Source organism: Halomonas sp. DP4Y7-1 (genome assembly GCF_019800705.1).
In the GTDB taxonomy this organism is placed as follows: Bacteria; Pseudomonadota; Gammaproteobacteria; order Pseudomonadales; family Halomonadaceae; genus Halomonas; species Halomonas litopenaei_A.
Genome location: NZ_JAHVKS010000003.1, coordinates 422,906 through 436,099, shown reverse-complemented (window position 1 = coordinate 436,099; position 13,194 = coordinate 422,906). Strand labels below are relative to the sequence as shown.

10 protein-coding genes are annotated in these 13,194 nt (G+C 63.6%); 2 read left to right on the top strand and 8 right to left on the bottom strand.

Annotation, left to right across the window (positions count from 1 at the left end; translation table 11 throughout):
- Window positions 1–160 precede the first annotated feature (160 nt).
- From KUV72_RS08420 to KUV72_RS08385, 8 genes are all read right to left on the bottom strand, one after another.
- Complete coding sequence (locus KUV72_RS08420) at window positions 161–1,975, bottom strand: TRAP transporter permease (protein WP_222237996.1); 1,815 nt, start codon at window positions 1,973–1,975, stop codon at window positions 161–163.
- A gap of 166 nt (window positions 1,976–2,141) precedes the next feature.
- Window positions 2,142–3,125: a TAXI family TRAP transporter solute-binding subunit gene (locus KUV72_RS08415; protein WP_206942338.1), complete on the bottom strand. Its 984-nt coding sequence runs from the start codon at window positions 3,123–3,125 to the stop codon at window positions 2,142–2,144.
- Between the two features lie 328 nt (window positions 3,126–3,453).
- Window positions 3,454–4,257: a hypothetical protein gene (locus tag KUV72_RS08410; protein WP_206942336.1), complete on the bottom strand. Its 804-nt coding sequence runs from the start codon at window positions 4,255–4,257 to the stop codon at window positions 3,454–3,456.
- A 23-nt stretch (window positions 4,258–4,280) separates the two neighbouring features.
- The gene (locus KUV72_RS08405) at window positions 4,281–5,021 is read right to left on the bottom strand and encodes an SDR family NAD(P)-dependent oxidoreductase (protein ID WP_222237995.1); all 741 of its coding nucleotides are present in this window, start codon (window positions 5,019–5,021) and stop codon (window positions 4,281–4,283) included.
- Between the two features lie 57 nt (window positions 5,022–5,078).
- Window positions 5,079–5,867, bottom strand: a complete 789-nt coding sequence (locus KUV72_RS08400) for an SDR family NAD(P)-dependent oxidoreductase (RefSeq protein ID WP_222162168.1) — start codon at window positions 5,865–5,867, stop codon at window positions 5,079–5,081.
- Window positions 5,864–7,234 carry an MFS transporter gene (locus KUV72_RS08395; protein ID WP_206942330.1) on the bottom strand — a complete coding sequence of 457 codons (1,371 nt, stop codon included), beginning with the start codon at window positions 7,232–7,234 and terminating at the stop codon, window positions 5,864–5,866. The genes KUV72_RS08400 and KUV72_RS08395 overlap by 4 nt, the downstream gene beginning before the upstream one ends.
- 114 nt (window positions 7,235–7,348) lie before the next feature.
- Window positions 7,349–8,230, bottom strand: coding sequence for a polysaccharide deacetylase family protein (locus KUV72_RS08390; protein ID WP_206942328.1), 882 nt, complete (start codon window positions 8,228–8,230; stop codon window positions 7,349–7,351).
- Between the two features lie 622 nt (window positions 8,231–8,852).
- Window positions 8,853–9,935, bottom strand: a complete 1,083-nt coding sequence (locus KUV72_RS08385) for a GntR family transcriptional regulator (RefSeq protein WP_222237994.1) — start codon at window positions 9,933–9,935, stop codon at window positions 8,853–8,855.
- A 280-nt stretch (window positions 9,936–10,215) separates the two neighbouring features.
- Between KUV72_RS08385 and KUV72_RS08380 the strand changes: the two genes are divergently transcribed.
- Both KUV72_RS08380 and KUV72_RS08375 read left to right on the top strand, forming a co-directional pair.
- Window positions 10,216–11,772 carry an NCS1 family transporter gene (locus KUV72_RS08380; protein WP_261317403.1) on the top strand — a complete coding sequence of 519 codons (1,557 nt, stop codon included), beginning with the start codon at window positions 10,216–10,218 and terminating at the stop codon, window positions 11,770–11,772.
- A 55-nt stretch (window positions 11,773–11,827) separates the two neighbouring features.
- Window positions 11,828–13,177, top strand: coding sequence for an amidase family protein (locus KUV72_RS08375; protein ID WP_222237993.1), 1,350 nt, complete (start codon window positions 11,828–11,830; stop codon window positions 13,175–13,177).
- Window positions 13,178–13,194: the final 17 nt, after the last annotated feature.

Below are 13,194 nucleotides of genomic sequence, written 5' to 3'. Positions count from 1 at the left end.
CGTCGCTCACTCATCATCACATCATCGATGCAGGAATTATCGTCTAACGACCACCGTTTTTTCGATGGCCTTGCCCCCGTCGTAACAGCCAGAGAACGGCTCAGAGTACAGACCAGAGCACCGGACAGAGTACAGACCAGAGCACCGGTAAGAACACCGGTCAGAGCACAGGCCAGGGGACGAAGATCACGCCAAGCCCCAACGCCACCAGCACCAACCTGACCCACCAGCGGAAGCGTCCGATCAGTCCGTAGGACGTCAGCCCCAGGCCAAGCAGCACGCCAAGGGTCGTGCCCAGGGCAAGGACAATCCCACCGCCAAGATCCAAAAGCGCCGGATGCGCCACCATGGCCAACGGGATCAGGTACAGACCGACCCCCAGCGCCATGGCCTTGGCCGCGACCTTGAGCCAGTTTTCATCGGCCATGCCAGCAGCGATGAACACCGCCCCGCACACCGGCGGGGTGATGGTGGAGAGCAGCGCGAACCAGAATACGAACAGGTGAGCCGTCAGCACTGGCAACCCCAGCTCGGTCAGCGCGGGTCCAGCCACCGACACACAGATGACATAGGCCGCAGTGGTCGGCACTTCCATACCCAGTACCAGGCAGGCAAGCGCGGTCAGCAGCAGCGCCGGCCATAGCTGCCCACCGGACAGCGACAGAATGGCAGAGGTCACCTTGACCCCCAGCCCGGTGAGCGCCAGCACACCAATGACCAGGGAGGCGCAAAGAATTATGGCCCCGATGACGGCAATCTGGCGACCGGCCGTCAGCGCTGCCTGGGCCAGGCGCGCGCGAAACTCCGCCCCCGACACCTTGAGCTCGGCATTCATGGCCAACAGGGCAAGCCCTGCGAAGATCGCCACGCTGGCAGCATACTGGGGCGTGTTGCCGCCGTGAAAGATACGTTCCAGCAGGATCGCGAAGGGCACCGCAAAGAACAGTGCCGTCGTGACCACCTCACGCAGCGCCGGGCGATCTTCCGCAGCCACAGGCTTCAAGTCATGGCGAGTCGCGAAGGCATTGATACCGATCCACACCGTGGCGAAGTAGAGAAACGCCGGCAGCAGCGCCGCGCCCATGATCTCGGTGTAGGGAGTCCCGGTCAGCTCGACCATGACGAAGGCGCCAGCCCCCATCAACGGCGGCATGATCTGGCCACCGGACGAGGCTACCGCTTCGACCGCACCGGCCAGCGAGCGCGGGTAGCCAAGCCGGGCCATGGAAGGAATCGTGATGGCGCCGGTGGAGGCCACATTGGCCGACGCCGAGCCCGAGATCGACCCCATCAAGGCGCTCGAGATCACCGATACCTTGGCGCCACCTCCGGTCAGACGACCCGCCGCGGCACCTGCGAGGTTCATGAATCCTCGACCCGCTTCACCGGCATTCAGCACCGCGCCGAAGATCACGAAGATGGCGACCACCGACACGCTGACCCCGGTCAGCTTGCCCCACAGGCCACCCTCGGCAATGGTCAGCGAGCCCACTAGGCTTGCCATGGGCAGCCCCGGATGACCGAACTCACCGGGTAGATACTGGCCCAGGGCCGCGTAGCCCAGCGCCAACGCCGTCACCAGTGGCAATGGCCAGCCGATCGCACGCCGCGCGGCTTCCAGCGCGACGACGATCAACAGCACGCCCACCGCCATCTGCAACGGGGTATCGATAAAGCCATACTGGCCGCTCAGGGCATCCTCGTTGATGACGATGAACAGACAGGCAGCGACACCCAGCGCCGTCAGTGCTAGGCCGCTGGCATGCTGCCAGCGAGTGCGGGCGGAAAACACCAGTACCCATGGCAGCACCAGCGCCATGTGCAGAGGGCGACTGATCAGCGCCGGAGTCAGGCCATGGAAGATCAGGCCAAGGTGGAACACCACCGACAGGGTACCCAGGCCCACCCACACAGGCGTGAGGGTGCGTCGGGCGTCGTTGTCGGTGGCCGAGCGGGCGGCATCGCTTGAACTCATGACATCACTATTTCAGCAGGGACGGTGCCATTACCCGAAGTGATCTTCGCGGCAGTGGCCAGGCCAGTTTTACGGAAAATCGATAAAGAGGAGCCAGGAAAACGCGTATTCGCCACGCAGCCGGGAATGGCATTCATGGCGAATACTCTGTCAGCTCAAGGAATGATCAGCGCTGAGCGTCAGGAATCTGAACGCCGGATTCCTCGTAGTAGCGAAGCGCTCCGGGATGCAGAGGTCCCTCGAGGTTAGCCAGCATCTGAGGAGAAATGGCCTGCCACCAGGGGGACGTCTTGGCCATCGCCTCTCGCCGTTCCCAGAAGGTCTTGGTGAGGGTGTAGGCGGTCTCTTCATCCATCGCGCTGGTGGTATAGGCCACCACCGGTAGTGACGTGGTCAGCACGTCTTCATCCACACCCGCATAGGTACCGGCGGGAATGATCTGAGGCGCAGCTCCGGTTGCCTCCACCTCGGCCTCGCTGAAGGACACCAGCCCGACATCGTGGCTCGCCGCCGTCTCGATCACATTGGGCGCGGGGAAAGAACTCGCGGTGGCAAAGGCGTCGATCTGCCCATTCTTGAGCGCATCGGGAGCGCTGCCCACGTCGGCGTCGTCGACCTCGACCTGATCGGCGAGCTCGAACAGGTCCAGATAGCGCGCAGCCTCTCTGGCGCCGAAGGAGCCCTGGCCGATCAGCAGGTGCTTGCCAGCCAGTTCATCCAGCGACAGGGTGTCCTGCTCGCCGGCCACCACAAAATGCATGGTCAGTGACGGAATCGGGAACAGCGCGCGAATCTCCTGGAAGCGCGGATGGTTGCGGTTCTCGAACGGGCCGCTGGATTCGCGTGCCTTGCTGACCAGGCCCGGGGGGGAGGTAAAGACATAATTACCGGGCCGCGCCATCACTTCCATGACGTTCTGCACCGATCCCTGGCTTTCTTCCAAGGTGAGCGTGACCTCACCCTCGGTACCGGCCTTGATGGCTTCGGATAGCTCGACCCCCATCTGGTAATAGGCGGTGCCGGCAGACGCCGACTTGTAGGTCAGACGAGTCTGCGCACTGGCGGTGCCAGCCGCTAGACCGCTCAGCAGAAAGGTACCGGCCAGCACGGCCGTCAAGGCCCTGGAGCCTCGGCTACGAAGATGACGCATGGGGTGGTGTCTCCAGTCGACAATGGGCGGGGCCAGCACCTCTTCTTTCCTTTATAGTGCCGCGCCAGGTACACACCTGCCGGGCTTGGCCGGCCAACAGCATATTCGACTGACGCCCTTCTCGCCATGGCAGGACCAAAATGCCGACCACGCCTGACTAAGAGACACCTCTGAATCACGAATGAGGGAGACACCCTACGGAAACGCGCATCAGAGCTTTTTGCAGAATCAGGCATGTCGAGTAAGCCTGCTATCGCTCACCAGACTTAAGCAGGTCTCTCTCTTTCCCCCACCTCGGTGGGGTTTTTTTTGCATGTCATCGATGAGCCTAGCCGGATTTCCTGGAAGTCCTCGCGCAGCGCCAGCCAACCACCTGCCTCGCCCATAAGGCGCCGCTGGTGGCTAACGCTGCCGCTACGGCAAGGCTGAAGGCGGTCGTGGGGGGAAGAGTATCGGCACTGAGTGCGAGGACGGCGCTGAAGGCCACCAGGCTCAACATGCCCAGCTGGGTGCTGGCCAGGGTGGCACGCGCTGCCGCTGCTCCGTAGCGCTGGTGCAGGGTCAGGGCGATGGTAAGCATACCGATCGGGAAGCTCAGGACCATGCCCGATACCGCGGGTGCCCAGGTGCCGACCAACAGCGTGGCGAGACACACGATGGCGCCCGCCAGAGAACCCCGAAGCAGTAGATCGACCCAGCGTACCGGCGCCGATACCGACACCGATGCCAGGTGAAGCGAGCGCAGCCGTCGCATGGCCATGGCCAGACAGGCAAGAAACACGATCAGTGCCAGTCCCACACCACCGGGTAGCGCATTGGCGACCGCTGCTGCCACCCACCACAGGCCCGCGGAAATACCGGCGCTGGCCCAGGCTCCAAAGCGACCCGACGCCAGCACAAAGGCCAGACAGAAGGCCAGGGTGGCCAGCATGGCGTGCAATGACCCCAGCGCGGCATCTGCGACCAGGCCACCTGGCTGCTCACGCAGCATGAAGAAGTAACCTGGTCCCAGCACGATCGGGGTGCCGGCCAGTACCCCGCCAATCCCGGGGCCCAGGCGGACGGCGGCCAACGAGACACCGATCACCACTGACGCGGTCGCCAGCCACTTGATCAGCAGAAGAGTCACCATGAAGGGGCTCCCGTGGACGATGGCTACATCACGTCGCCACTGTTGGGCCCAAGCGTCTGGCCAAGATACAGATCACCGTCCGGCGACGCCGCCAGCATCAGCGCCGAAGGCGCCACCTCCTCGGCTCTGCCGAAACGCCCGAGGGGCAATTCGGCTTCCTTGTCGGCGATCCATTCCGGGCTCAGCCCTTCCAGCATCGGGGTCAGGATAGGACCAGGGGCAATCGCATTGGTCAGCACGTTGTAGGGAGCAAGGTCCCGGGCCATGGACTTGGTCAGCCCCAGCACCCCGGCCTTGGCCGCGCAGTAGTGGGACAGCCCCGTGCCGCCCTTGAGCGCCAGCTGTGAAGCCACATTGATGATGCGTCCGTTCCTGCGTTCCACCATGTGTGGCGCCACGGCCCGACTGACCAGAAAGACCCCGCGCAGGTTGATGCCAATCATGCGGTCAAAGGTGTCCGCACTCATCTCCAGAAACGGCGTTTCGTCGAGTATTCCGGCGCTGTTGACCAGCACGTCGATGCGTTGATGGCGGCCGATCACCTCATCGACCATGGTCGCCACCGAGGCCTCGTCGGAGACATCCACGCGGTGGACGCTGGCCCGCGCATCGAGCTCATCGGCCAGCTGAGCGCAGGCATCGGCGTTACGATCCGCCAGCGCAACGACGGCGCCCTCGGCGTGAAACAGCGAGGCAATGGCGCGACCGATACCGCTGCCACCTCCCACCACCAGAGCCACCTTGCCTTCAAGCTTGAGTGTCATGCAACGATCCTCCTCTGGGGAAAGTCGGGGGTGAGCTGGCCCACCCCCGCAAGGGTGTCAGCTGGGCCAGCGCACGGTCAGGCCGCCGTCGACAATCAGCTGCTGTCCGGTGACGTAAGAGGCGTCATCGCTGGTCAGAAAGCGCACCGTGCGGGCGACCTCATCGGCGTGCCCAACACGTCCAGCGGGAATCACCTTGCCTGCCGCCGCCAGGCCTTCCGGCCCCAGGGAGTTGACCGGGTCCAATGACTGTGGCGTCTCGATCAATCCAGGAATCAGGGTGTTGACGCGAATACCTCGTGGGGCGAGCTCCACCGCCAATGACTTCACCAGCCCCACCAGGCCACTCTTGGCGGCGGCATAATGGGCATGGTCATCCCAGCCATACACGCCCCCGGCGATGGAGGACACCGCGACCATGGCGCCAGGCCCGGTCATCACCCTGGCGGCGGAGCGGAAGATCCGCATGACCCCGGTCAGGTCCACCGACAGCATGTCATTCCAGGCATCGTCGGTGAGGTCTTCCAGCGCGGCCTGGCGCAGGATTCCCGCGCCTGCAACCGCAATATCCAGTCGCCCAAAGTGCTCGACGGCGGCCTGGGCGAGCGCATCACACTGCTCGCCATCACGCACGTCCACCGCCACCGCCAGGCACTCGCCGCCGGCTTCTCGCACCGCGGCAACGGTGGTCTCGACATCATGGGGGTCGCCCGGATAAAAGCCAGCAACCACCTTGACCCCCGCCTTGGCATAACTGACCGCCAGGGCTTGCCCGATGCCACTGGCCGCACCAGAGATCATGGCGACCTTGCCTTCCAGTCCATCGTCACGCATCAAGCGACTCATGCTGCCACCTCCTTGAGAACATCCTCTTCGCGGTGATCGACCTGACGCGTACCGAACATCAATAGACCACTAAGCAGCAGCGGCAGTGAGCCGGCCAGAATCGCCGCCCAGGTCATGCTGACACCAGCGGTCAGCAGCAGTGACACCAGCCCGGAACCGATGATCGCCCCCACCGGCGCCATGACGTGGGCGACGTTGGCGCCGGTGCCACGCACGTGAGCCGGAAAGGACTCCCCCATGTAGAACAGGATGGCGGCGAACGGGCCGAGCAGGAAGAACAGGGTGACCGCGTACATGGCATAGACAAAGCCATCGGTCGCCGGCCCCAACAGCATCAGCATGCTGGCGATGCCCCCGAGCAGAAAGCCCAGCAACACGGTATTGCGACGCCCGATACGATCACCTACCCAGCCATGACTGAGGTAGCCGACAAAGCCCACGGCGTTCGCCAGGATCAGGACATACAGGGAACTCTCGAAGCTGACACCCTTGGCCTCGACCAGCACTGTGGTACCCAATACCGCAAACACCTGGATCGCCATCCAGCTGAACAGCCAGACCAGCGAAAGGGAGATGGTGTGGCGACGCAGCTCTGGCGAGAACACGCCCTTGAGTCCCAGGTTCTCGCCATTGTTGACCTCGATGTCGTGTTCGGCCGCAAGACTCGCCGCCCCGCTGTCGTCACCCGCCTTGCGCCGGCGCTCGACTTCCTTGATGGCGGCGAAGACAGGGGATTCCGGCAGCTTGATCGCCATCACGATGACAATGATCGAGGCACAGGCGGCCACGAAGAAGCTTCCTCTCCAGCCCACTATGGGCAGCAGCAGTGAGGTCATCCCGGCGGCGAGCAGGGCACCCACCGGCCAGCCGCTCTGCACCAGGCTATACATGAAGCCACGCCCCTTGGCCTTCTTGTAGATCTCGTTGAGGTAGACGGCATTGACCACCTCTTCAGAAACCGCAAAGCCAGAGAAGGCGCGGATGATCACCATGGACGCCGCACCGATGGCGATCCCCGACAGACCCGAGCTGACCGCGCCCCCGATCACCAGAAAGATCAGGGTCTTCTTGCGACCGAAGCGATCGAGCATCGTGCCGACCACCAGAGAGACCAGAAAGACCCCGATGGTGGCCCAGGTATTGACGGCAGTGGCCTTGGCGGTGGTCCAACCGAAGTCCTCGGCGATCACCGGCAGCAAGGTGCCAAACAGAGTGTAGTCGTAGACCGACGCCACCCAGGCGATAAAGCAGACCAGAGAGGCATAGCCAATCTGTTTCTTGGTTATGACCGCGTTCCAGGGGGCTTCTGCGTCGGCGGGAGCCGTGCCAGGGGCACTGGAGGACACAGTGGAGGTTGGTTCAGTCATCGACGTCACCCTTTGTTCGTTATCGTTGTGGTGTGAAGGTCAGGCGGGGCGAAACGTGAAGGCTTGGTGGCTCGCCCGGCAACGGCGCCGAGCGAGAGCATCCCTTCGGTTCGTTCAGGTTCTGGGGTGGCGCTTGGCGAAGTCGTCGGCGATTTCGTCGAAGGTGCAGAAGCGCACGCCCTCGTGGCTCTGCATGTGCTCAATCAGGCGCTCGAGCATCATCAGCACCTGGGGACGCCCGGACACATCCGGGTGAATGGTCATGGTGAATACTGCGTAGTCATTCTCGCGGTAGACCCAGTCGAACTGGTCCTGCCACATTTCGCCCAGCTGCCGCGGGCTGACAAAGCCGTGGCTGTTGGGAGACTTCTTGATGAACATCATCGGCGGCAGGTCATCGAGGTACCAATTGGCGGGAATCTCGATCAGATCCGTTTCCTCACCCCGCTCAAGGGGCTTCATCCACTCCTTGGCGGACTTGGAGTAATCGATCTTGGTCCAGGAGTCGCCTACACGCACGTAGTACGGATGAAAGTCGTTGTGCATCAGGCTGTGGTCGTACTTGATGCCCCGCTCGAGCAGCAGCTCGTTGGTCACCGGACTGAACTCCCACCATGGAGCGACATAGCCAGTGGGGCGCTTGCCGGACAGCTTGGTCACCAGCTCGATGCTGTGATCAAGGACATCGCGCTCCTGCTCGCGGGTCATGGCGATGGGGTTCTCGTGGCTGTAGCCGTGCACGCCGACTTCATGACCCGCGTCGACCACTGCCTTCATCTGCTCGGGGAAGGTCTCGATGCTGTGGCCGGGAATGAACCAGGTGGTCTTGAGGTTGTAGCGTTCGAACAGCTTGAGCAGGCGGGGGGCGCCGACCTCGCCAGCGAACAGCCCGCGGGAGATATCGTCCGGTGAATCTTCGCCGCCATAGGAGCCGAGCCAGCCGGCCACGGCATCCACGTCGACACCAAACGCACAGAGAATTTCTTTCTTGGCCATCGTGTAAACCTCGTCTTGTCACTTGGAGTTATTGAGATCTGTTGGCGAAACCGGCCACGCCATGGGCATCTGGACACGGGATAGAGCGCAGCTCACCTCTCCAGAACATCGCCTTTCAATTGAAGACTGGATACAAAGGTCATTTTTGTCAAGACGGTAGCTTTTCGCTTTCGAGGCGTAAGGGATCCATCGACAGACGCTCTCATCCACCGCAAAGAACGCACTAACGCCTTTTTTCTCAACAAAATAGAAACAACAGGAAAGAAGCACCGGGAATCTTGGGACTCGCAAGAAATACAACTAAAGTCGAAAAAAGAGAAAGCGCAGGAACGGATAAAAACGCAGAACGTCATTTTTTTGATCATCGCATTCCGATGACATTTTTCAGTGCCCCAGCATGACGCAGCCGCGGCAAGCATCAGTGGAAGCAGAAGGGGGATAGGGGGATAGAGGGATAGAGAGAGGGAGAGGGAAAAGGGAAAGCCACAGGGGCTGAGCCACAGCCCCAGAAGCGGCCAGCGACAGCAGAACGAGAGGTCAGCGGCTGCCGGTCATGCTAGAGAGATAGCGACGCCGGAGACCTGACGTCAGCAGCAACAGGGGAGATCGCCACCGCCAGGGATCATACGATGCGCTGCAGGTAAGGCGGCAGTTCAGGTTCAGGAAACACTGACAGCACCTTGAGGCGACGCCGGGTACGCTCAGCGGCGGCCTGGAGGTGTGATTGCAGGCTGGAGGCGGCAGCATCGAAGGCGCCATATAGCAGGTGATCGATGACAAGCTTGTGCTCTACCAGCAGCGGCTCATCGCTTGGCACCCCCAACACCTGGAAGAACATGCGATTGACCATCACCGGCAGCTGGCTCTGGGCGATCATTTCGCCGGCCTTACGGTTGCGATAGTGTCGCAGACAGTGCTGATGCAGATCCTGCTCCAGCCGCGCAAGGGTCGCAGCGCTCTGTTGTTCAGGCGCATCGATCAGCTGCTGCACCCGCGCCTGCATGGCCTCGAGCTCGTCACGCGCCAGATGCGGCCCCGAAGCCTTCAGTGCCGCCGGCTCGAGCAGGATCCTGATCTCGTAGTCCTCGGCCACGGCCTGTGCCGTCAGCGGGCCTGCCAACCAGTGCGAGTGGCGATCCTTCTCGATCAGTCGCTGGCTACGCAGCCGCCCCAGCACCTCGCGTGCCACCGTCCTGCTGACCCCATAGTGCTCGCTGAGGGTGGTTTCCACGATGCGAAAATGGCCAAAGGCGAGGCACGTCGCCACCGCCTCTTCCACTTCAGCGTAAATCCGCTCAGCCGCGGGCCTTGTGTCCACCACCGGTGCCTGGTCGTCACACAGCCCCAAGCGCTCAGCCGTCAACGGCTCCCGGGCGGGGGACACGGCCCCAGGGTGCGGCGTTGCCACAAAGCCACGTCCTTCAAAGCGGCTGATCACCCCTTGTTCGTGCAGCAGCTCCAGCGCCTTGCGAACCGGCCCGCGACTGGTCCCGAACAACCGTGCCAGCGGTCCTTCCAACAACACCTGATTGGGCGCGACACGGCCTGAACGTATGGCGTCCCGCAGCGAATCCTGAATCATTGCATAGCGCGGCGGGCGTCCCCCACCGTGCGTGCTGGTCTTTTCTGCCGTATCCAGAAGTCGCCCTCCCTGTCGTTGGCGAGCCGCCCTGCCGCAAGGCAGCCCCATAGTCTGGCAGCTCATGCCGCCCCTTTCGACCCGCTCAAAATGACACCTGTCGACGAAAGCAGCCCGGTCATCCACGCCCGACCCCATCTGGAGCGCTCGCGCCGGGGCTCTACTATGCCGAAAAAACAGCCTATTGCATTTACTTTCCGTACCAAATGCGGCTTAAGGCTAGAGGCAAAGCTTGTCAAAAAATGGTTTTTGTATCCATACTGCATTTACGCGACCTTGAGAGATCTCCTCCCCTCTCCGGCGCTATCGCTCCCAACAACAACCTTTCACACCCAGGTGCGATACCATGACAAGCACTCAACACACATTGCCGCCCCCTGCCCCTTCGACGCGCTCCGGTACGTCATCTCAAGCGACGACGCCCTCCTCGGCCAACGCCAGCGATCATCTGCTGGAGGCGGCGATCCTGCCGGTATGGCTCAATCAGCGCACCATCGGCTTTCTGGGCTTCATCTGGCTCTGGATCGGCATGGCCGTCATCATCGCCACCTTCCAGCTAGGCGCTGGCGGTGTCGCTGGCCTGCCACTGGTCCAGGTGGTCGCCATCATCTTCCTGGCCAACCTGGTCCTGGGCGTGGTGATGAGCCTGACGGCCGATATCGGTACCGAGCACGGCCTGTCGTTCGCGGTCTATCTGCGCGCTCCCTTCGGCCTCAAGGGCACCCACCTGCCCGCCGTATCACGCGGCATCGTCGCGGCTATCTGGTTCGGCGTCCAAACGTACCTGGGGGCGCTGGCCCTCAACGGCATCGTCGAATACCTGTGGGGCCTCGACAACTGGGTGCTCTGGTACCTGCTGTTCGCCGTCGTGCAGATCGTCAATACCGCCCTCGGTATCCGCGCGGTAGAGCTACTGGCGTCGATCGCCGCGCCCTGCATCGTGGCCATCTCGGTATGGATGTACTTCACCCTGGACGTACTGGCCGAGACCCAAGGCATCAACATCTGGACCTTTGCCGGCGATCAGGACGTGGCGGCGCTGGGACTGTTCTTTGCCAACATGGCCTTCTGGTCGGCGCTCGCCGTCGATATCCCCAACCTCACCCGCTTTCTCAAGACCGAGGCGGGTGCCAGAAGCTTCTTCCAGCGCAATCGCAACGTCTTCGTGGCGCAGTTCCTGGCGCTGCCCGCCACACAAGCCTGGATTGCACTGATCGGCGGCGTCTCCTTTATTGCGGCGGGCGACTGGAACCCGGTCACCGTCATCCAGGGCCAAGGCGGCGGCTTCACCCTGATTGCGTTGCTGGCCATGGTGATCCTGGCCCAATGGTCGACCAACAATGCTGCCAACCTGATTCCGGCGGCCCTGACCTTCGTCAATGCCGGGGCGCCAAGGGTCAGCTATCCGGTCGCGCTGGTCATCGCGGGGGTGGTCGGCACCGCGTCAATGCCATGGCTGATTCTCGATAACCTGTTCACCTTTCTGAGCTACTACGGCGCCGTGCTGTCTGCCGTCGGGGGCATCATGGTGGCTGACTACTATCTGCTGCGCCGGCGTCGCCTCAATGTACCCGCGCTGTTTGATCCTGCAGGGCAGTTCCGTTTCTGTGGTGGCTTCAATCCCGCAGGGCTGATTGCCTGGCTCGCCGGTGGCACTCTCGCGCTGATCTTTCTCGAGTATGCCTACGCCGTGGGTTTCGTCACCGCCCTGGTGGTCTATGTGGTACTGATGAAGGCCTGGATCCTGCGCCGGTACCCTCAGGAGGAGATCCGCTCAGGCTTTGATGACCGCTTCCTGGCCACCTCGGTGGGACGCAACTGGGTCTATACCGAGCAGGGACGCTTCGAACGCCTGGAAACCGGTGACATCCCCGACTCCGCGCTCAAGCGCGAGGATCGCTGAGTCGTCGTCTGGTGCCGCCCGCGGCGGCGCCCACCAACCGCAACAGGAGACGTGCATGCCTGCCTCCCCCTTCACCGCCCTGGCCATCGGCGAGGCCATCCGACGCGGCGAACTCGATCCGGTCGCGCTGACCCGCCAATGCCTGACCCGGGCCGCCGACAGTGACGCCGTCTTTATCTCGCTGACCGAGCAACGCGCTCTGGTGGAGGCCGAGGCCTGTGCCCAGCGTCAGCGCTCGGGCACCCTGCGCGGACCGCTCGACGGTGTGCCGCTGGCCTGGAAGGATCTGTTCGATATCGCCGGCACCGCCACCACCGCCGGCGGCAAGGTGCTGGGCAAGACGCCGGCCGCGCGCGACGCCGAGGCGGTACGCCACACAGCCGGCGCGGGCATGGTCGGCATCGGCAAGACCAACCTCACCGAGATCGCCTACTCGGGGCTGGGCCTGAACCCGCACTTTGGCACACCGCACCATACGCCAGCCGGCGCCGAGCCACGGGCGCCCGGCGGCTCGAGCTCAGGCTCTGCGGTGGCGGTCGCGGCAGGCATCGTGCCCGCCGCCATCGGCACCGACACCGCCGGCTCGCTGCGTGTCCCGGCGGCCTTCAATGGGCTGGTGTCCTATCGCCCCTCCCAGGCCCGCCACTCGCGCCAGGGCGTGACACCGCTGGCCGACAGCCTGGACACCATCGGCGTCATCGCCACCACCCTCGAGGACTGCCTGGCCATCGACGACACGATGCGCGGCAGCGCGCCGCTGGCCCGCGCCGCCGCCGCGCCCGAACAGTCGGTGATCGTGCTCGATACAGGCTGCCTCGACGACCCGAGGGTATCCCGCGCCGTAGGCGACAATCTGGAGGCCTGCGCCAGCCGCCTTGAGGACGCCGGCTTCCACATCATCCGTCGCCGCGTGGCCAGCGTCGCCGACACCCTGGAGGCCATCGCCCGCCACGGCTGGCTGGGCGCGGCGGAGGCCTACACCGAGTATCGCGCCTTGCTGGAAGGCCCCGATGCCGAGGCCATGGACCCCCGGGTACGCAAGCGCCTGGCGGCCGCCCGCCAGATGCCCCCGGACAGCGTGGTCAGCCTGTACCGCCTGCGCCGGGCGCTCAAGACTCGGCTGCGCGAGGAGCTTGCCGGCGCGACCCTGCTGACGCCCACGGTGGCGCATGTGGCGCCCTTGCTCGCGCCGCTGGAAGCCGACCCCGAGCACTTCGCCGAGGTCAATCTGGCGACGCTGCGCCTGAGCATGGTGGCAAGCCTGCTCGACTCGCCAGCGGTGGCGCTGCCCAGCGGACGTGACGACGACCGCCAGCACACCAGTCTGCAGCTGAGCGGACCCTGCGGCGAGGACGAAGCACTGCTGCGGGTGGCCCTTGCCGCCAGCTCGTCGCTGACGGCCTAAATCACATTCATTCGGCG